This window comes from Alteromonas sp. BL110, from assembly GCF_003443615.1.
In the GTDB taxonomy this organism is placed as follows: Bacteria; Pseudomonadota; Gammaproteobacteria; order Enterobacterales; family Alteromonadaceae; genus Alteromonas.
This window is the reverse complement of sequence record NZ_CP031967.1, coordinates 4,040,186-4,059,186: the sequence shown is the minus strand read 5'-3', so window position 1 is coordinate 4,059,186 and position 19,001 is coordinate 4,040,186. Positions and strand designations below refer to the sequence as shown.

The 19,001-nt window shown below is 43.0% G+C and carries 18 protein-coding genes; 12 read left to right on the top strand and 6 right to left on the bottom strand.

Annotation, left to right across the window (positions count from 1 at the left end; translation table 11 throughout):
- Positions 1–83: 83 nt before the first annotated feature.
- The 4 genes from D1814_RS17680 (at position 84) to D1814_RS17665 (ending at position 3,966) form a co-directional block, all read left to right on the top strand.
- Complete coding sequence (locus tag D1814_RS17680) at positions 84–1,238, top strand: acyl-CoA dehydrogenase family protein (RefSeq protein WP_118494885.1); 1,155 nt, start codon at positions 84–86, stop codon at positions 1,236–1,238.
- A gap of 63 nt (positions 1,239–1,301) precedes the next feature.
- Positions 1,302–2,435, top strand: coding sequence for an enoyl-CoA hydratase/isomerase family protein (locus D1814_RS17675; RefSeq protein ID WP_118494883.1), 1,134 nt, complete (start codon positions 1,302–1,304; stop codon positions 2,433–2,435).
- Positions 2,436–2,531: 96 nt separating this feature from the next.
- Positions 2,532–3,422 (top strand): putative RNA methyltransferase, encoded by an 891-nt coding sequence (locus tag D1814_RS17670; RefSeq protein WP_118494881.1) that lies wholly within the window; start codon positions 2,532–2,534, stop codon positions 3,420–3,422.
- Entirely contained in the window at positions 3,409–3,966 is a 558-nt protein-coding gene (locus tag D1814_RS17665) for a D-glycero-alpha-D-manno-heptose-1,7-bisphosphate 7-phosphatase (RefSeq protein WP_118494879.1), read from the top strand. Before D1814_RS17670 ends, D1814_RS17665 begins: the two co-directional genes overlap by 14 nt.
- 95 nt (positions 3,967–4,061) lie before the next feature.
- On the opposite strand, the gene D1814_RS17660 is transcribed toward D1814_RS17665, so the two are convergent.
- Together D1814_RS17660 and D1814_RS17655 are read right to left on the bottom strand one after the other, a co-directional pair.
- Positions 4,062–5,588, bottom strand: a complete 1,527-nt coding sequence (locus D1814_RS17660) for a DUF3413 domain-containing protein (protein ID WP_118494877.1) — start codon at positions 5,586–5,588, stop codon at positions 4,062–4,064.
- A gap of 8 nt (positions 5,589–5,596) precedes the next feature.
- On the bottom strand, positions 5,597–5,815 hold the full coding sequence (locus tag D1814_RS17655; protein ID WP_118494875.1) for a DUF1414 domain-containing protein: 219 nt from the start codon (positions 5,813–5,815) through the stop codon (positions 5,597–5,599).
- Between the two features lie 160 nt (positions 5,816–5,975).
- Here D1814_RS17655 and yejK point away from each other — a divergent pair, with 160 nt between their 5' ends.
- The 3 genes from yejK (at position 5,976) to D1814_RS17640 (ending at position 9,014) form a co-directional block, all read left to right on the top strand.
- The gene (gene yejK, locus D1814_RS17650; protein ID WP_118494873.1) at positions 5,976–7,082 is read left to right on the top strand and encodes a nucleoid-associated protein YejK; all 1,107 of its coding nucleotides are present in this window, start codon (positions 5,976–5,978) and stop codon (positions 7,080–7,082) included.
- A gap of 66 nt (positions 7,083–7,148) precedes the next feature.
- The gene (locus tag D1814_RS17645; protein WP_118494871.1) at positions 7,149–8,024 is read left to right on the top strand and encodes a 6-carboxytetrahydropterin synthase; all 876 of its coding nucleotides are present in this window, start codon (positions 7,149–7,151) and stop codon (positions 8,022–8,024) included.
- A 138-nt stretch (positions 8,025–8,162) separates the two neighbouring features.
- Positions 8,163–9,014: a M23 family metallopeptidase gene (locus D1814_RS17640; RefSeq protein WP_409049193.1), complete on the top strand. Its 852-nt coding sequence runs from the start codon at positions 8,163–8,165 to the stop codon at positions 9,012–9,014.
- A gap of 115 nt (positions 9,015–9,129) precedes the next feature.
- Here D1814_RS17640 and D1814_RS17635 read toward each other — a convergent pair whose 3' ends face one another.
- Positions 9,130–10,953 (bottom strand): M61 family metallopeptidase, encoded by a 1,824-nt coding sequence (locus D1814_RS17635; protein ID WP_118494867.1) that lies wholly within the window; start codon positions 10,951–10,953, stop codon positions 9,130–9,132.
- A 189-nt stretch (positions 10,954–11,142) separates the two neighbouring features.
- Between D1814_RS17635 and D1814_RS17630 the strand changes: the two genes are divergently transcribed.
- From D1814_RS17630 to D1814_RS17615, 4 genes are all read left to right on the top strand, one after another.
- On the top strand, positions 11,143–11,826 hold the full coding sequence (locus tag D1814_RS17630) for a PilZ domain-containing protein (protein ID WP_118494865.1): 684 nt from the start codon (positions 11,143–11,145) through the stop codon (positions 11,824–11,826).
- 62 nt (positions 11,827–11,888) lie between these two features.
- Complete coding sequence (locus D1814_RS17625) at positions 11,889–12,350, top strand: Mpo1 family 2-hydroxy fatty acid dioxygenase (RefSeq protein WP_118494863.1); 462 nt, start codon at positions 11,889–11,891, stop codon at positions 12,348–12,350.
- Between the two features lie 140 nt (positions 12,351–12,490).
- Positions 12,491–13,564: a sensor histidine kinase gene (locus D1814_RS17620; protein ID WP_118494860.1), complete on the top strand. Its 1,074-nt coding sequence runs from the start codon at positions 12,491–12,493 to the stop codon at positions 13,562–13,564.
- A gap of 1 nt (position 13,565) precedes the next feature.
- A complete protein-coding gene (locus D1814_RS17615) occupies positions 13,566–14,393 on the top strand; it encodes a LytR/AlgR family response regulator transcription factor (RefSeq protein ID WP_118494858.1) in 828 nt (275 codons plus the stop codon).
- A gap of 120 nt (positions 14,394–14,513) precedes the next feature.
- On the opposite strand, the gene D1814_RS17610 is transcribed toward D1814_RS17615, so the two are convergent.
- On the bottom strand, positions 14,514–15,518 hold the full coding sequence (locus D1814_RS17610; RefSeq protein ID WP_118494856.1) for an ATP-dependent 6-phosphofructokinase: 1,005 nt from the start codon (positions 15,516–15,518) through the stop codon (positions 14,514–14,516).
- A gap of 214 nt (positions 15,519–15,732) precedes the next feature.
- Here D1814_RS17610 and D1814_RS17605 point away from each other — a divergent pair, with 214 nt between their 5' ends.
- Entirely contained in the window at positions 15,733–16,575 is an 843-nt protein-coding gene (locus D1814_RS17605) for a DUF6279 family lipoprotein (RefSeq protein WP_118494854.1), read from the top strand.
- 113 nt (positions 16,576–16,688) lie between these two features.
- Here the strand turns inward: D1814_RS17605 and D1814_RS17600 are convergent, their stop codons facing one another.
- Together D1814_RS17600 and D1814_RS17595 are read right to left on the bottom strand one after the other, a co-directional pair.
- Entirely contained in the window at positions 16,689–17,495 is an 807-nt protein-coding gene (locus D1814_RS17600) for a TIGR03915 family putative DNA repair protein (protein ID WP_118494852.1), read from the bottom strand.
- A 50-nt stretch (positions 17,496–17,545) separates the two neighbouring features.
- Positions 17,546–18,787 carry a putative DNA modification/repair radical SAM protein gene (locus D1814_RS17595; protein ID WP_118494850.1) on the bottom strand — a complete coding sequence of 414 codons (1,242 nt, stop codon included), beginning with the start codon at positions 18,785–18,787 and terminating at the stop codon, positions 17,546–17,548.
- Between the last annotated feature and the right edge of the window lie 214 nt (positions 18,788–19,001).

Sequence of the window (19,001 nt, the reverse complement as noted above, 5' to 3'; positions counted from 1 at the left end):
AATAAATATTTACCTTTACGTTTACGTAAGGGGTAGGTATTGGTTATTGTATTTAGAAAGCAACTCAGTTGAAGGTATGTCTAATGAATTTTGAATTAACCGATGACCAATTAGCCTTTGAAGAAACCGCTCGTCAATTTGCCCTACAAGAATTGGCGCCGAATGCGGCGATGTGGGATAGAGAGCATCATTTCCCTGTAGAGGCGATTAAAAAAGCGGGCGAGTTAGGTTTTTGCGGCTTATATGCGCCTGAAAGCGCAGGTGGCCTTGGTTTATCAAGGCTCGACTCATCGATTATCTTTGAACAGCTTTCAATGGGGTGTACTACAACTACCGCTATGTTAACTATTCACAACATGGCCACATGGATGATTGCAACATGGGGCACCAATGAAGTAAAAGATATCTGGTGCGAGCAATTAGTCGCGGGTGACAAACTTGCCTCTTATTGCTTAACAGAGCCAGGTGCAGGTTCAGATGCAGCATCGCTTAAAACTAAAGCAACAAAGTCTGACCGTGGATACGTTCTAAACGGTTCTAAAGTGTTTATCTCTGGTGCAGGAAGTACAGATGTTCTTGTAGTCATGGCACGAACTGGCGAAGATGGCCCGAAAGGCGTATCTGCATTTGCAGTCCCTGCTAATGCAGAAGGTATTGAATATGGTAAAGCAGAGGAGAAAATGGGGTGGAATGCACAGCCCACTCGAATGATTACATTTGATAATGTAGAGCTTGATGCCAGTTGGTTGCTTGGTGAGGAAGGTCAAGGTTTTAAAATGGCTATGCAAGGGCTTGATGGCGGCCGCATCAATATTGCTACTTGCTCAGTAGGAACAGCTCAGCAAGCACTAAACGTAGCCCGTGACTATATGAATGAACGCGAGCAGTTTGGTAAACCTATTGCAGGCTTCCAAGCTCTTCAATTTAAGTTAGCTGATATGGCGACTGAGTTAGTTGCAGCCAGACAGATGGTACGTATGGCGGCATGCAAACTAGACAACAATGACGCTGATAAAACGACTTACTGCGCTATGGCTAAACGCTTTGCAACAGACGTGGGTTTTAATGTGTGTAACGATGCGCTCCAATTACACGGTGGATACGGTTATATTAAAGAGTACCCACTAGAGCGTCACTTTAGAGATGTTCGTGTTCATCAGATACTTGAAGGTACTAATGAAATTATGCGTGTGATTATAGGGCGCCGCCTACTGTCAGATGAGCGAAGTGTTCTTTAGCGCGGTTGCCACTCAGTTAGTAAGTAATGCGTTTCAATGCATAAATAATGGAGAAAAGTGGATATGACAGACGTGGAGTCAGTAGTCATTGTTGATGAGTTAAAAACATCGAACGGCGACTTTACAGTAGGACGTTTAACGCTGAATAAGCCAAAAGCACTGAATGCACTGGACTTAGCGATGGCAGAAATTCTGCTAAAGGCACTTCAACAGTGGCAATCACGTAGTGACGTTGTAGCTGTGGTCATAGATGCTGCAGGAGATAAAGCGTTTTGTGCTGGTGGTGATATTGTATCTATGTACAAATCTATGGTGGAAGCGAATGGGAAAATTCCATCGTTTTTGGAAACGTTTTTTGAGACGGAATATACCTTAGATTATACCATTCATAACTACAACAAACCGATTGTAGTTTGGGGTAGCGGCATTGTGATGGGGGGCGGCATGGGGCTGCTATGTGGTGCTAGCCATCGCGTGGTGACTGAAACATCGCGATTAGCTATGCCCGAAATCACCATCGGATTATACCCTGATGTAGGAGGAAGTTATTTCCTTCCCCGTCTACCGGGAAAATCAGGTTTGTTCCTGGGTTTAACAGGCGGTCAAATGAATGGTGCAGACGCCCGTTACGTGGGCTTAGCGGATGCGCTAGTCTCTGGCTCAGATAAAGAAGTTTTGCTACAAAAGCTCACAAACTATTCATGGAATGAGATAGAAAGTACACGTCTTAAGGAGTCTGTAACATCTATTCTTGATTCTTTAGAGGCACCGGAATCTGCGCCCAGCAGCAATGTAGAACCTAACATGGCGTTTATTGATGATTTGTGTGCAGCTGATAATGCCACTGGCATAGTTAATTCAATTCTTAGTGCCGATATGAGCCATGATAAATGGTTGTCGAGAGCCCAAAATACGCTAGCAAAAGGCTCTCCGATAACTATGCATTTAGTCTATGAGCAGTGTAAGAGAGGGGCCATTATGACCCTGGCTGATTGTTTTAGAATGGAAGCTAATATGTCTTGTCGCTGCGGTGAAAGCGGTGAATTTCAGGAGGGTGTTAGAGCACTACTAATTGACAAAGATATGTCGCCCAAGTGGAAATATGGAAGCGTAGAAGATGTACCGCAAGATGTGGTAGAGCATTTCTTTACCTCTCCTTGGCCTAAGGATAAACACCCCTTATCTGGGCTTCAATAGCGCTTATAACCTTCTGTACCCTTATCTCTATTATTGCCGTGAAGGTATCGATTTTGATATCCTTTGCGGCAAATTCAAAACAACAAAGATCTTATCATGTGGCACTGCCCACTTTGTAAATCACCAATCTCATTAGATTCAACGCCAGTCCGCTGTGAAATGAACCATAGCTTCGATAAAGCGAAATCTGGTTACGTTAACTTATTGCCGGTTCAGTTTAAAAAGTCGAAACTTCCTGGCGACGATAAGGATATGGTGAAATCCAGAAGAGAGTTTCATCAACTGAATACCTATCAACCGCTGAAAGATAGGTTAATCGAGCTGGTAGGGGACTTAATTGCTGAGTCGTGCAAAGAAAAAAAATTGGCAGAAGACGTTTCTAAACAAAGTATCTCTATTTATGACGCGGGCTGTGGCGAAGGAAGTTATTTAGACGCAATGGTTCAGGGCCTTTTGCTTAAAGGTTTCTCTGTTAAGGCTGCGGGCAGTGATATATCTAAAATAGCCGTGGAGCTAGCAGCTAAGGCTTATAAACATGCTCAGTTTGTTGTAGCAAGCAGCTTTGAACTACCCCTTGAGAAATCTACTCAAGATTTAGTGATACAAGTCTTTGCGCCTGGAAGTAACGACGAATATGAAAGGGTACTGAAAAGTGAGGGGCTACTTTTAACCGTAGACCCTGCGCCTAACCATCTGTTTGAGCTTAAACAGCAAGTCTACGATACACCTAGAAGACATCAAATTGATGATGGGCCTAGAAGCGGATTTACTCGCATCCATGACGAGTGTTTTTCATTTCCCATCAATTTTGAAAGTGAAGATCACAAGATAGCGCTTATAAAGATGACGCCTTTTTATTGGAAGTTACCACACGGTAAAATTGAGTCTATTGTAGCGTCGTTAGAAAAAGTAACCGCAGATTTTCATATCCAGATTTGGAGAAAAGGTGCGGGTACTGATTGTGAGAAACTAGATGTCCAGCTATAAACAAAAAGCGCTGTTTTTAGACCGAGACGGCGTTATTAACGTTGATCACGGTTACGTCGGTAAATATGAAAATTTTGAATATGTAGAAGGTATCTTCGACGTCGTGCGCAAATTTCAAAATGAGGGTTACCTACCTGTAATCGTCACTAATCAAAGTGGAATTGCGCGAGGCTATTACACTGAAAAAGATTTTCATGCGTTAATGGCGCGGGTGGTAGAAGATTTTTCAAGCCATGGCACGGTTAATATCCCTGTTTATTATTGTCCGCATCACACGCAAGGTAGCGTAAAAGAACTTACCATTGCTTGCCAATGCAGAAAACCATTGCCAGGCATGCTGCACCAAGCTGCTAAAGAACTTGATATCGACTTAGTGAGCAGCCTACTCATAGGCGACAGTTGGCGAGATATAGAGGCTGCTAACGCCGCTGGTCTAACAAAGAGCTACTATTTATCTGATAAGCCCATAACGGATGAACAGTTAAGTAAACTTCGTTCCTCTCACTGTGTTTCTCGGATTACTCGCTTATCTGAAATAAAATAAAGGTTAGGCGTAACTGCAGAAGTTGTTGTTATATTTGAGAAAATGGGCGAGAGGGTGGCAGCGATAGTTTGGTCTATCGCTGCGATAAAAAAGCGCTAGTTCTGAGTAGAAAAGCGTGATAGATGCTTTATTGCCTGACTAAGTAAATCAATATTTAAGGGATCTTTACTGCGTTTGCCGGAAGATAAATCACTGATTTCATAGCTACCGTTACTTAAAACATCTGTTCGTTTATTTCCATGAAATACTACGATTCGCTCGCCTGAGGTACTTACTAACCAAGGGCGCGATGGTGCCAATAAGCTTTGCCCAGTTGAATAGAAGGTTGACGGTGCGTTACAACCCAGTGCATTCAATATAGTTGGAGCCAAATCTTCAGTACTTGCTAATTTAGCCTTAACATTTAGCGTGCTGTAAAGCGTGCCCTTACCGCCTTCACTACCAAAGCCTGTCGCTACTAATACGTCATGTTTTCTACCAAGAGTGTTTTCAAGGTAGCCTTTGATATCCGAACCTTTCATAAAAGCAATGTGCAGCCCTTCGTGGTTATTGCTTAAAGGCTGTACATAGCCAGATAATTGAGGAAGAGGTAGAGCGACATCGCTATGTATTGATACCGGCATACCTGAACCTAGTGGCAAGGCTAATAGTACAGGACGCTTTTGAGACAAAGCATCTTGATAAATTTCAGGTACACCAAATAAGGTTGCCGTCATCAAACCTTCAACACTGCTTGCCGTGGAATAATAATTGGCAACGGTATTTAACGACATACCATCAATATCACTTAAGTCAACGGCGTTATCATCGTCTAATTGAACAACCACGGTAAGGTTTTTATTGGTCTCGATAGAGCAATAAACCGGTTCAGCGGGATAAGTTATATTGTGAATGTCAGGGTTAAATTGTAGCTGCTTTCGCTCCTCATAGGCGGCTAAGTCAAGCAGGCCGTAGCGCGACATGGTGGTTTTAGCCGTCGCTGGGTAGGAAAGCGGAAACATATTGTCTTGGGCAATAATAGGTTGATAGAGCTTGGCATCAGCCCACACATGAATAGCGTGGCTGGTTACAAAACAACTCACGAAAAACGTTGTAACAGGAATGCCCACTTTATAGCGAGTAAAGCGTTCAACACGCTTCCATATAGCGTTAGCTAAAACCAGTTGGAAACCAAGCCAGACGATGAACAGAAGGAACAAGAAGGCCCACTGTTGCCAGCTTTCTATAGCCATCGTGGATTGTGCTTCACTGCGCAGTAAGTCCGCTGCATGAAAGCTAATATGAAACCCTGTGCGGTTAAACAATAAAGCATCAAACGCTAAAAGCGCTAACCCCACAGCGGCGATAATGGAGGCGCTTGCCTTAATTACTCTCGGATTATTAACCAGATAACAAAGGGGAAGAACAAAAATGACAAAGCCAAAGAAAGTCATAAACCCGATATGACCAAACCAATTGGCTAAAAGGTACACGGTGCCGACACCTGTGCCAGGCATAGGTGATGAGAAAACAAAAATCGAGGCAATGACAATGGCGATAATAATATTCGCCAAGGCAAACCAGTGCCCCCAATTTACCAGTTTAGTAACGCGCTGGCGACGAGGTGATTCGGCAAGTATCATGCAATCCCTTAGCTTTTTGTTACGCTTTTCTTAAGTACATCGGCAAACTGTGCTGCCATGGCTTCGCGATTTTCAGGAGCAACCTGGGTATTTAAAATATGAGTAATGACGTTGCCTAAGACCATAAGTGAAAGATCGCGGTTTGCACCGCCTTCTTCAAGGGTTAGAATAACGTTATTCATTAGCGTTTCGAATTCGTCGTTGCTATAGCGGCTATGTTGGGGCATTGCTACGCCTCTTTTTTATGATTATCTTTGATAAAAAGAATGGTTTTAAACGTAAAATGATTATAATCGTTGTTTGAGTGAGTACAATCATTCATTCTAAAATCCCGCAATTCTTTGAATATTTCTGACACTTTTTAAGCAACAGGACACCAGATACTCTATGAGTGCACTGATTCATCACTTTGTTGTACATCGCTTGATTGTAAACAAAGAAGAGAAAATTGAAGCAATTCCCCGTGATAACTGCTTGGCAGTAACGCCGGAAATTGAGCTTTTAGCCCATCAAATTAACCACAGCTTCAATGCTAAACCCGGAAAAGGCGTAGGGCATTTTGTCACTGAAGTTACCCGCGAAGCAGAAGTGGAAAACGAAGAAGGCGAAGCAACCACGAAAACAAGCACTGAGAATGTGGCTGAGTTCGCTGAATGCCTTAGACAGTACATGGATATTCAAAAAGAGGCCGGTGACAATGTAGAAGACGCGTTTCACAGGTTTTCAGTATCGGCGACAAACCGCTTAGTACGTACTTTAGCTGATACAGGTACGGTAGAAACTGGCTTTCTTATATTCTGCCAGTATGAATACCTAGCCACACAGTACTTAATGATTGCGTTACTCAATACCCGCTCACATGTTGAGGTTACTAATTCACTAGACTTATCTGCTCGCGAGCATTTAGATTTAGCCAAAATGCAGCTGGCCGTGCGTTTCGATTTAACTCAGTGGGATATTCAGCCAGAACAGCAGCGTTACGTTAGCTTCATTAAAGGTAGAATGGGGCGCAAAGTATCTGATTTCTTCATGCAGTTTGTGGGCTGCGAGGAATTGGTGGATGTTAAGCAACAGAACAAGCAGCTAATTTCTACGGTGGATGCGTATCTTGCCAGCGAATCGTTAGACCCACAAGAGCAGCATCAGCATAGAGAAGAAGTTAAGTCGTACTTCAAAGAAAAGATTGATGCAGGCGAGAGCTTGTCGGTGGATGAACTGGCAAACCGACTTCCCCAGAACGAGGAAACCAGCAGCAACTTTTCTGCCTTCACTCAGTCTATGGAAGCACCGCTTGAAAAAGAAATTCAGCCCGATCCAGCAGCTTTAAAACAGCTTGCGAAATTTACTGGTCAGGGTGGCGGAATATCGCTAAGTTTTGAACGTAAACTAATGGGCGACAGAGTGTTTTACGACCCAGCTACCGATACACTAACCATTCGTGGAATTCCACCTAATTTAAAAGATCAGCTTAATCGCCAATCTTCCATGGACTAGTCGCTGCGAAGTGAAGATAAAAAACGTATACTAGTTAATAGAATATAAACTCGATTCAAGGGTGTTATGCAATTATTTGTAAATGATTTGACAGTGATGGACTTTTCTTACCTTTGCCCAAAGCGCGGCATGGTGGGCGAAAGCTGGATTGTCGATGTGATTTTGGACGGTGAGCTTAATGAAGAGAGCATGGTTCAAGACTTTGGTCACGTGAAAAAGAATCTAAAGCGACTTATCGACGAATATGTCGATCATAAGCTTTTAGTACCCGCGGAATATAGCGGTTCAGAGGTGATTCACGATGACGTTACTGAACAGGTAGAGACCCGTTTTACCTGCACTGATGGGCGTAGCATCATGTTACATTGCCCAGCGGAAGCCTATGCGTTCGTTTATTCAAATGAAATAAACATGGAGTCTGTCGGCGTTTACTTAAAAGAAGTGTTGGCAACGCACCTTCCTGAAAACGTTGAAAACATAACGCTGCATTTGCGTGAAGAAGTTATCGATTCACCTTTCTATCACTACACTCACGGGCTTAAAAAGCACGATGGTAACTGTCAGCGTATAGCTCACGGACACCGTTCTCGCATTGATATTATCCTTGACGGTAAAGTGAGCACGGAAAGTCAGCAATATTGGGCAGACCGTTGGGCTGATATCTATATTGCAACCCGTGAAGATGAAATTGCCTACGGCGACAGAAAGCTAAAAGGTGAAGTAGCAAATGAAGAGGACTACTACTGTTTCGCTTATGAATCTTCACAGGGGTATTTTGAACTACTTATTCCTAAATCAGATTGTGAAGTCATCGAGACCGACTCGACGGTTGAGTGTTTAGCTCAGTATCTTCTTGAAGAGCAAAAGAAGCGTACGCCTGACGGCGTTTGCCAAGTCATTGCCTATGAAGGCGTAGGTAAAGGCGCTACGGTTAAGGGGTAACGTTAAAGCAAGCAGCAAAGGATAGGGCATTTTATGGCTTCCACACATACTAAAGACACGTTAACTAATCCAATAATCAGCGTAATAACACGAGTGTTGGGTAAGAGGGCACCACGTGCATTAACGTGTATTTTTGCGATGGGTGTTGTTTTCACAAGCCCTGTTGCGACTGCGGCAATTGCGACAAATGAAGGCGCTGAAATATCGTCTGACCCAGTCCAAGATAAAAACCCGATTGAGGTTTCGCTAAATGGTAAATTTACCCAAGGCGCCTTGTTACGCGGTCAGGCTCCAGCAGGCGCTACGGTCACTCTTAATGGCGAGCCAGTTCAGACAAACAAGGACGGCAAATTTGTTGTGGGCTTTGAAAGAGAAGCACCTCTTCAGCAACGTTTAGTGGTGACGCTAGATAATGGTAAAACGTGGACACGTGACATTACCCTTCAAAAGCGCGAATACAATATTCAGCGCATTGATGGTTTAGAGCAGAAAATGGTTACGCCGCCAGCTGAAGTTACTGCACGGATAAAACGAGATAACGTCAACGTTGGCAAAGCGCGCAGCGGAAATAGCGATTTAGACGCTTTGTTCACCCGTTTTGAGTGGCCAGCTAAAGGTAGAATATCGGGCGTGTATGGTAGTCAACGCATATTAAATGGTGTGCCGAAATGGCCGCATTACGGCGTAGATATCGCTAACAAAACAGGCACTCCCGTATATGCGCCTGTGGATGGTGTGGTTACCATGGCCGACAATCTCTATTACTCAGGTAACACCCTAATTCTAGACCACGGTATGCGTGTTTTTTCAACGTTTTTGCATATGGATAGCTTCACAGTTGAGGTAGGCGATACCGTCAAGCAAGGTGAACAGATTGGAACGATTGGGTCCACTGGCCGCTCCACCGGTCCGCACTTGGACTGGCGTATTAACTTAGGGAAAACTCGACTAGATCCGCAGACCATAATCTCTGGTTCTCCCGAACAGTAAAAGCAAATAGATTTTAATGCTTAAAGTAGTATAGAAAAGGCGCTTTCAGGTAGAACTCGAAGGCGCCTTTTTAGTAATCTTTTTAAGTATTCTTTTTTTGTTATTACGCGTTGCTTTATTTACCTAACCACTTATTAAGTTTCTCTTCATCAGTAATTTCAAAGTATGCCATTTCCTGTCTAGCTTCAGTAACGGCAATAGGTAGTGTTATAAGACGCCCATCGCGAATAAGCGATATGTCTACCGTGGATGTCTGAGCGTTATCTAGTAAGCGCTGTAGCTTTTGAGCATTAACGATATGACCGTCTAATGCAATAATGACATCGTTAAGAAGAATACCTGCCTTCATAGCGGCAAGACCTTCAAATACTTGAACTACCGTTAGCCCAAACGTTGCAGGTTTTAATGTGGCGCCAAGCTGATTTTTTATTGAGGGCCGCTGCGAAAACCCGCCTTTATCTTCAGCCGAAACACGTGTACGGGTTTTGTAATTAACGCCCATGTCAGAAACTAGTGCAGCCAATTCCACATCGTCAGTACCATAAACAACACGGTCTAAATAGTCTGAGACATCAATGCCAAAATGGGTATCGCAAAGCGACTGAATCACGTCGTCAGGCGTACCGCACTCATCAATACCATAGTGCTTCCAAAGCAGTTGCATTAAAGAGTCTAAATTAACTTGATTATCTGATTTTTTGCGAAGCAGCAAATCTAAGCCAAGGGCAATAATGCCGCCTTTGGTATAATAACTAACGATATTATTAGTAGCGCTCGCATCCTGCTTGTAAAATTTTGTCCAGGCGTCAAAGCTACTTTCAGCAGCACTTTGTTTAAAGCGCCCAGCGTTTTGTAACAGTCGACTAACATTTTGCGCCACTATATCGAGGTATTTCTGAGGCTCAATAACACCAGCTCTCGCCAAGGTTACGTCGTCGTAAAAACTTGTAAAGCCTTCATAAATCCAAAGCTGGTTGGTGTAGGTTTCCTGAGATAAATCAGGTTTTACCATTACCTCAGGCTTGATGCGCTTCACATGCCATGTATGAAAGAACTCATGACTACACAAGCTCAAGAAGGTTATGTAGCTGTCGGTTTTGTTTTCGCCTTCACCTATCTGTGGCAAATCAAAACGCGGATAAAGAAGGGCGGTTGAGTGCTTATGCTCTAAACCACCAAAGCCGTTATCGGCAAGCAGGGTCATAAACAGATAATTATTTATGGGTTGTGGAGCACCAAACAAGTCCAAGTGATGCTTGCAAATAGGTGTGAGGTCTCTAGCTATGCGCGGGTAATCGATATTGTTGTTGCCTGAGAAAAGCAACGTAAAAGTAATACCGTCTACGTCGAAGCTGTGGGTGTCTGCAATACCAACGTAAATAGGGTGGTCGATGAGTTCATCGTAATTTTTTTCGGCAAAATGCCAGCGCCTTGCACTAGTACTTTCGCTGCGAATTGGCATAGAGGTGTAAGCTTTCCAATTAGCGGTAGATGGGTCACTATCATCGAGTTCAATGTCTAGTTCGCAGGCTGCTTGCTCAAAGCCCGATACGCGTAAAAACGCACTTGTTCCATTTATAAATGCGTACTCATCGTTCATAAAGGCAGAGCGAATCGACAGATCATTGGCATAAACCGTGTAGTTAACGGTGCAAGCTTTTCCGTCAGTTTTAACACGCCACGTTTGTTTATCGAGCTTAGTTACGGGAACACTATCTGGGTTTTCGCCGCTGGAATTCTCTAAGCGGCTGGTACTTAACGTAGCACTTAACCTAATTATGCTTTTCGCAAAATCGCGAACCATGTAGCTTCCTGGGATCCAGCTTGGAAGAGTAAGTGTTAGCGATGAATCGTTATGTACAGGAATGTGGAGCGCGACAGTAAATTGGTGTGCACGCCAATTTGAAATAGTTAACGTATAGTGAAGAGCAGAAGGCATAGAGGTCCGATAGGGTAAAAAAACGATACCTTAACTATATCAACCTATTAGGTTAATCCCAATAGATTGGCAACCACCCCGCATATTTTTACGTTTATAGAAGTTGGTTTGCCATCATAGTGTTGATAAGTTTTGATTTGATGCGTAAATTGGACAAAATCACATTAAATCCAGCAATAACAAATACAAATGGCTGATAAGATACAAAGCGACTTACTGAGCGAAGATAATTTGGAATCGTTGCGAACGCTAGTACCTGGCGATATCGTCGATTTACAGATTGCGATGCCTGCTGCGCCCAAGCGTGTAAAAACAGACTATGTAGGCATGCTTACAGATGAGTGCCTGCTTTTTCATATCCCCACCTCGGCCAAGTGGATAACCGTTCGCGATGCGCTCACAGTAGGTAACGAGGTTGTTGTTCGTTCCATACTCGAAGGTGATACTGGCCAAGTTATTGCTTTCAAAGTAAAAGTTTTAAAATTGCTCGCTAAGCCTTCAGGGTTACTTATCACAACGTTTCCTAAACGCATTGAAAGTATTGGGCTTCGCGCGGTTAAGCGCGCGCAATTGGGTGTATCTGTGACATTGGAGTCTGAAGTGTATCCAGATGATGAAAATGTAACAGGTATCATTATTGATTTGAGCGAAAAAGGATGCAAAGTTGCACTTCAGGTTAAGCCAAATTGGCCTGTAATGCTTGATGAAGCCGAGGTTCGGCTAAACTATTCGTTAGACGGTAAAGAAGTAGCCCTCACAGCAAGGGTTAAAAACCATAAGCATGAAAGCGATATGGTTTATTATGGGCTCGCCTTTACCTGTGATGAAAAACTGATAAAAACGCTGTTGTCCCGACATACATTGTTGACCTAGTGGTTTATTAAACGTGTTTTCGGGGCGGTAGCTAATTCTTAAAAACAGGCAAAGGGGCAGGTATGAGAAGTATTGAGCGGCTGTTAATACAGTATGGCGAAAGCCATCAAAACAAAACGAACGTTATCATTCACGCTATCGCAGTACCAAGTATTTACTTCGTTTCTATTGGCTTGCTTTGGAGCTTGCCGGTACCGGATTTTATATCCCAGTTTGACATAACGTGGGCACACATTATTGCAGTACCGGTGCTTTATTACTACTTCATGTTGTCAGGGCCTATAGGTGCAGCAATGACACTGCTTACCATATTATGCTTTGGTGCCGTTAATACGTTAGAGCACTTTAACATCTCAGTATGGTTATTTTCCCTAGTTTTGTTTGTCGTCATGTGGGTATTGCAGTTTATAGGGCATCATATAGAAGGCAAAAAACCATCATTCTTCGAAGACCTACGTTTTCTGTTAGTTGGCCCCGCTTGGTGGTGGGTTCACTGGCTTAAGAGAATGAACATAAGCTATTAATATAAGCGATGTTCTCTTGAAAAATGCATAATTTCAAGAATTTGCCCTGCGACCAGAGGCATAAGGTGTACGACCAAGCCGCTTGGGTCACGCCAGGGCTGGCGTATAATCTCTTTATTAGTTTTTAAAGTGGTAATATTGTGAGTCGCTTTCAGCGTGTAATAGAAAGTAATGAACGGTTATTCTGGACGTTGCACAGCGCAGGCTGGGCAGGGTTTGCGATAATTTATTACATCGGTTCGTTTCTTCATGATGTAAGACCCATTTGGGTTTTCATAATTATGCTAAATGCCTATGCAGGGTGGTTGTTAACCATTCCACTGCGCTACATTTATCGTTGGGCAAGAAAACAATCGCCGCTAAACATGATCACAATAGTGATAGTGTCGTGTTATCTAATAGCGCTATTGTGGGCAGTAGTGAAAAACATTAACTACTGGGAAATATATAAACACGGGTATCGCCCAGACGAATGGTATATGTATTTCACCAACACCATTAACTCATTGATAATGGTCGGCTGCTGGAGTGGTGTGTACTTCGGCATCAAAAACTTTCAGATGTTGCAAAAAGAAAAGCAAAATGCGCTAAAAGCCAGCACCATGGCGCACCAGGCGCATATCAAAATGCTTCGCTATCAGCTTAACCCGCATTTTCTTTTTAATACGCTGAACGCTATTTCTACCCTTATCCTATTGAAGGAAAATGATACGGCGGAGGCCATGGTTTCCCGCCTAAGCGATTTCTTACGCTACTCGCTAGACAATGACCCGATAAAGCGGGTCCCGTTAGGTCAAGAAACTAAGGCGCTGAGACTTTATCTTGAAATAGAAAAAGTGCGTTTTGATGACAGGTTAGATGTGCAATGGGATATTGATGAAAGCTGTGAAAGTGCACTCGTGCCAAGCATGATCTTGCAGCCGATTATTGAAAATTCGATAAAGCATGCCATATCTAAGATGGAAAACGGTGGTCGTATTTCAATAACGGCGCGTACGTTTGGTAATGATTTATTGATGGACGTTGCTGATAACGGCCCGGGCGCAGATATCAAAGATGGCAACCTTAGCCGTGAAAATGGTGTGGGCTTAGCCAACATAAAAGAACGTTTGCAATCCCTTTATCATCGTAATTTTGCATTCTCTATAGAACACAATCAGCCTTCCGGTGTGCGGGTTAGAATTCGCATACCGTATGAAGTTAAGGACGTATAACATGACAAAGCAAGTGATTAAAACCATTGTAGTGGACGACGAACCTTTAGCGCGCAGAGGCCTTCGTGCTAGGTTGGAGCGTCATGATGATGTACAGGTTCTTGCAGAATGTCAGAACGGTCTTGAAGCTGTGAGCAGTATTTCTCAACATCGTCCAGACTTAGTGTTTTTAGACATTCAAATGCCGGGTTTAAATGGCTTTCAAGTTATTCACAAGCTTCGTGAATTAAAGCAGCCAATTCCAATGATTGTTTTCGTAACTGCCTACGACAATTACGCTATTAAAGCCTTTGATATACATGCACTAGACTATTTGTTAAAGCCAGCAGATGATGAACGCCTTGGCGCGGCGTTGGGCAAGGTTCGTGAATACTTCTCAACTCAGCACCAAGATGAGCAGTCTAAAAAGTTGGTGAGCCTAGTGGCTGAACTAACCGGTGATGATTGCGAGGAAATTCTACGTAAATTAGCTAGCGGAGAGCCGGTTGAGACGAACCCTTACCCTGATGTTTTAGCTATCAAAGATGGTTCAGAAGTAACCCGTGTAAACGTACAAGACATTCAATGGATTGATGCAGCAGGCGATTATATGTGCGTACACGCGCTTGATGGCATGCACATAATGCGTAAAACCATGAAAGAGCTTGAGCAAGAACTAAACCCGCAATTTTTCGTTCGCGTGCACCGTTCCGCCATAGCTAATATTCGTTTTGTTAAAAAGCTAGTCAGTCACATCAGTGGCGAGTACCACTTGATACTCCAAAACGATACAGAACTTAAGGTAAGCCGCAGTCACCGCGATAAAGTCAAAGCGGCTATGAAAATGTAACTTAGCTCAAGTAGTAAAGTGTTTAAGGCGTTGTTTAAATATAAACAATGCCTTTTTTATTTTTTCTTTTGAGTACCTATTGAATTTTTTGCTGTTTAGTTACAGCCCCTAACCGTCAATTCAGTTACCACTGTATCGTTCATTCATAAGCGTACGCATAGCGTCAACACGGGCCTCGTTCAGAGGTTTGGTATCTTCCCACGTTTTATGAAGAGGGATGGTAACAGGGCGTTGATTCACTTCGCCTACCATGATGTTAGTAATGTCGCTACCCACTAGACTTATAGCAAACTCCCCGAGCGTTGTTGCGAGCAACCTGTCTTGTGCTACAGGCGAGCCGCCACGTTGAACATGACCTAAGGTTACGGGCCTAACGTCACTAATATTGTGCTTCTGCAGTGCATCAGTGAGCCCTGCTAAGCCATCTGGCCATACGTTTTCAGCAACGACAACAATAAAACTAACCGGCCCTTTTAATGCGCGCTGGGCTTTTATTTGAGTAACAATCTTCTCTATCTCTTTGTCAGCAGATTCGAAAAACTCTGGTACAACCACATAGTCAGCAGCAGAAGAAAGCGCAGCATTCAAAGCTAAAAAGCCTGCGTTCCTGCCCATGACTTCTATAAGGAATATACGCTCGAATGCATCTGCAGTATCTCGAACTTTATCTATAGAACTCATCGCAGTGTCTATAGCGGTAAAATAGCCGATGGTTGCATCCGTTCCGCTAATGTCGTTATCTATCGTGCCGGGTATTCCTAATATTTGGCCGTCCCATTCTTTCCCTAGTTCAGCTGCACCACGAAACGAGCCGTCGCCGCCAATCACAATAAGCGTATCAATTTCTGCCTTCATCAAGTTGTTAGCTGCTTTTGTAATACCTTCTTGGCTCTTAAGCTCTTTGCACCTTGCACTGTGTAAAATGGTACCGCCTTGTTGGATCAAGTTGTGTGTAGAGTCGAGTGATAGGGGAATGTACTCTTGTTGTAACAGCCCATTGTAACCATGCTTATAGCCAAGTAGCGTGTAGTTAGCCTTCTGGCACGCAATAATCGAAGCTCGGATACATGCGTTCATACCCGGTGCGTCGCCACCGGAGGTTAAAATTGCGACACGTTTTGACACATTAAAATCCTTCTTTTCACCAGCATTACAGTTAAGGTAACGTTAAGGTATCAATACGTAAAGTGCGCATGTGTGTTGTAAAGAATTTAAATAACTGAAAATAATAAACCAGCGCGATGTCACGAGCGCTTTACCATTTACGCCTGCTTTTTAATTGGAATTAAATATAAGCGGATTTACAGCAAATAACGTAGTTAACAAAAAAGGATGAGTTATGCGTGTACTGTTAGTATTTGTTTCTGTGATGTTTCTTGCTTCATGCAGTTCGAAATTAGCTTATAACAACTTGGATTGGTGGGTTTACTGGTACTTGGACGACTATATTGAACTTAAAGACGAGCAAGAAGAAAAATTTGATGACTATCTTCAAAACTGGCTACGCTGGCACAAAACCTCTGAACTTAAACGTTATCAAGCTCAACTTACCGATATTAAACAACAAATCAAAGAAAGGCGCTTAGATTCAAATGCTGTCCTTGAACATCTTGCAAGCGCACGAGCTCATTGGGAAAGAGTGCGAGATGAAGTGAGCCCAGAATTAGCAGAAATAGCAAAAACACTTGATGACGAACAAGTTGTTACGCTTTTTGCAGCCCTTGAGAAAGATAACAAAGAGGAAGAAGAAGAGCGAAAAGAGTCGCTAGAAAAGTCTGACGAAGAGCGCTTAGAAGATCGTATAGAGCGCATTGAGGAGGCTATTAGTGAACGCGTAGGAAAATTAACTAGTGAGCAAAAGCAAATTGTAAACACTTATGCTACACAGTTTATTTCCACAGGGGGTGAATGGCTAACTTATCGTAGGAATATACAAAATGCAGCGCGAAAGCTATTTGTAACGCGTAAATTTAACGATAATTTTGAAGCTGAACTGGTCGACTTAATGCAAACACCGGATAGCTACAAAAGTGATATTTATAAGCAAAGTAGCGCCCATAATATGACCGTTAGCGCTACGTTAATATCCGAGCTTTTTTCTACCCTAACAGACGAACAGCGTGAGACGCTTATCGAAAATATAGACGACCTGATTAATACTGTAGAGAATTTTAAAGGCTAAGTTGGTTCGTGCAAAGTTAATGCTAATTCAACGTCGAAATCAAAGCTTGGCCCAGTGTTAATAGGTCAAGCTCGTATATGTTCGCTCATTAATATAAGGGCATTTGTGTTAACTCAGTGCTTATTGCCATCGCTAATCATTTTTCTGGCACGGGCGTCCGATTGTTTTATCATATCGTCTATCAGCGATGTCTCTGGCATATTTTTCCAGTACTTTTTAGGCATTTGATTCAACATCGCATTTGTTTTAATACGCGCAGGATTAAATATATTGGCGTAATAAGTCAGCCAGTATTTTTCAATGCGGTCATCATCGGGTACAACGCTTGAATCGGGGTTATCTTCTAGCACTAGGGTTTCGGTATCCCAGTGAGCAGCACGATAGGGTGTTAAAATAGACCAACGCATATTCTTAAATCGAGTCTTAAAAAAGTTAAGCTTTATTTCTAAACTGAAATGCTCAGGTTCATACCAGGCAACAAAATGCTCTTGCTCCTCTACGTTTATTTCTCTGAACCTCAGGAACGCACTCATTTTATAAGCGTCACGTTTTACCGCTTTCGCCAAGGCAAAAAGCTGGATAACATCGTCATCCGTTTTCATTTGAATAAGCTGTTTATTTTCATAAACGACACGCCACAAAACACGGTAACAAAGAGCAAATCGATTATCATCGTTATGGCATAGGGCGTACTTTAAAAGCATTAACGTAGGTTTAGGAATACTAAGCTTACTTTGCGGCATTTTTCGCGGCATTTTGCTTTCGCACTGCTCAGTACCGCTACCAAACAGATCGTTTTGTATTGCATTCGCGCTCTGCCAGATAATCTGTTCAGGACGGATACGCGCAGCGATGCATTCTCGCGAGGCCTCTCGCCACTCTTCAAAGCCAGGTACTGAAGTAATGGTTATGGTCTTCATAAAAGCTACCTTTTAGACTGTGGCTGAGCATAGTTGCGTTAACACAACACTCAAGCGCCAAACAGCTCAAACTGTTTAGGCTGTTTAAACTGAAGCTCGAAACTATTACTGTCGAGTAAGTGTATATCAGGGGAGTAATCTCCCACGCTGATAAAAGGCTTCAACTTTTTAAGAGGTAGCCGCATTTTGGTAAGGTCGATCCAGTTAAGTTTTGTATTACGCCTTATAGATAAAATCTTTTGTACCGTTCGCGCACCAAGACCGGGAACGCGCAGCAGCATCTGTTTGTCAGCTTTGTTTAAATCAATAGGAAATAGATGACGGTTGCGTAATGCCCATGAAAGCTTTGGGTCGTAATCCATATCTAACATGTCGTCTTGCAAGATTTCATCTAGGCCAAAACCGTAAAAGCGCAAAAGCCAATCGGCTTGGTATAGCCGGTGTTCTCGTATCAATGGCGCCGGTTTTAGCGGTAAAACTTCCGATGCATCAGGGATAGGAGAAAATGCCGAGTAATACACACGTCGAAGTTTTTGATCGTTGTAGAGCTTTACACTCGTACCTAAAATCGTTTTATCATTTGACCCATCGGCACCTATAATCATTTGCGTAGACTGCCCCCCAGGCGCGAAACGGGGAGGGCGTTTGCCCGAATATGTCCTGTCTACTTTATGCTCTGTAATTTTTTCTTTTAGCGTATTCATCGAGCCATGAATATCGCCAAGATCTTTCTCTGGTGCGTACTTGTTTAGTGAAGACTGTGTAGGCATTTCTACGTTGATACTAAGTCTGTCTGCGTACAGTCCTGCTTCTGCTTGTAATTCTGGCGACGCATTCGGGATAGTTTTGAGATGAATATATCCCTTAAATCCGTGGTCAATTCGCAGCGATTTCGCAATACGTACCATGCTTTCCATGGTGATATCAGGGGAACCGACAATACCCGAGCTTAGAAACAATCCCTCAATGTAATTGCGTTTATAAAAATTCAGGGTTAAATCTACTGTTTCTTTAACGGTGAACCGCGCCCGTTGAACATTGCTTGAAACCCTATTAATGCAATAGTGACAATCATAGATACAGTAGTTTGTCATAAGAATTTTGAGCAGCGAAACGCACCTACCATCAGGTGTGAAGCTGTGACATATACCCGAGCCTCCGGTAAGTGAACCTATACCATTCTTTTCGGTTTTCCCAGCTTGTCGTTTACCTGCTGAACCACTCGCGCAAGAGGCGTCGTACTTGGCCGCATCGGAAAGAATCTCAAGTTTTTGTATCAGTCTGTCATGCATCGCTGATGTATACTTCCTTTAAGCAATTACAGTCAAACAGCCTAGTATTTTTAACCAAATCTACGATACGAGTGTTTTTTGGCATAGACTGCATGGTATTGCGTTATAGCATGTATGTATATACAGTACAATGGATCACGGCGTAAGAGGGCTCAGATTTAATGTTAGCGCTAGTGGATAGATACCTCTTAGGGTGCACTGAGTACTCGAGGAA

What these genes read in the sequence shown, in the direction of transcription:
- D1814_RS17680 (WP_118494885.1), top strand. Translation starts at nt 84, where the DNA reads ATGAATTTTGAATTAACCGATGACCAATTAGCCTTTGAAGAAACCGCT.
- D1814_RS17675 (WP_118494883.1), top strand. Translation starts at nt 1,302, where the DNA reads ATGACAGACGTGGAGTCAGTAGTCATTGTTGATGAGTTAAAAACATCG.
- D1814_RS17670 (WP_118494881.1), top strand. Translation starts at nt 2,532, where the DNA reads ATGTGGCACTGCCCACTTTGTAAATCACCAATCTCATTAGATTCAACG.
- D1814_RS17665 (WP_118494879.1), top strand. Translation starts at nt 3,409, where the DNA reads ATGTCCAGCTATAAACAAAAAGCGCTGTTTTTAGACCGAGACGGCGTT.
- D1814_RS17660 (WP_118494877.1), bottom strand. Translation starts at nt 5,588, where the DNA reads ATGATACTTGCCGAATCACCTCGTCGCCAGCGCGTTACTAAACTGGTA.
- D1814_RS17655 (WP_118494875.1), bottom strand. Translation starts at nt 5,815, where the DNA reads ATGCCCCAACATAGCCGCTATAGCAACGACGAATTCGAAACGCTAATG.
- yejK (WP_118494873.1), top strand. Translation starts at nt 5,976, where the DNA reads ATGAGTGCACTGATTCATCACTTTGTTGTACATCGCTTGATTGTAAAC.
- D1814_RS17645 (WP_118494871.1), top strand. Translation starts at nt 7,149, where the DNA reads ATGCAATTATTTGTAAATGATTTGACAGTGATGGACTTTTCTTACCTT.
- D1814_RS17640 (WP_409049193.1), top strand. Translation starts at nt 8,163, where the DNA reads ATGGGTGTTGTTTTCACAAGCCCTGTTGCGACTGCGGCAATTGCGACA.
- D1814_RS17635 (WP_118494867.1), bottom strand. Translation starts at nt 10,953, where the DNA reads ATGCCTTCTGCTCTTCACTATACGTTAACTATTTCAAATTGGCGTGCA.
- D1814_RS17630 (WP_118494865.1), top strand. Translation starts at nt 11,143, where the DNA reads ATGGCTGATAAGATACAAAGCGACTTACTGAGCGAAGATAATTTGGAA.
- D1814_RS17625 (WP_118494863.1), top strand. Translation starts at nt 11,889, where the DNA reads ATGAGAAGTATTGAGCGGCTGTTAATACAGTATGGCGAAAGCCATCAA.
- D1814_RS17615 (WP_118494858.1), top strand. Translation starts at nt 13,566, where the DNA reads ATGACAAAGCAAGTGATTAAAACCATTGTAGTGGACGACGAACCTTTA.
- D1814_RS17605 (WP_118494854.1), top strand. Translation starts at nt 15,733, where the DNA reads ATGCGTGTACTGTTAGTATTTGTTTCTGTGATGTTTCTTGCTTCATGC.
- D1814_RS17600 (WP_118494852.1), bottom strand. Translation starts at nt 17,495, where the DNA reads ATGAAGACCATAACCATTACTTCAGTACCTGGCTTTGAAGAGTGGCGA.
- D1814_RS17595 (WP_118494850.1), bottom strand. Translation starts at nt 18,787, where the DNA reads ATGCATGACAGACTGATACAAAAACTTGAGATTCTTTCCGATGCGGCC.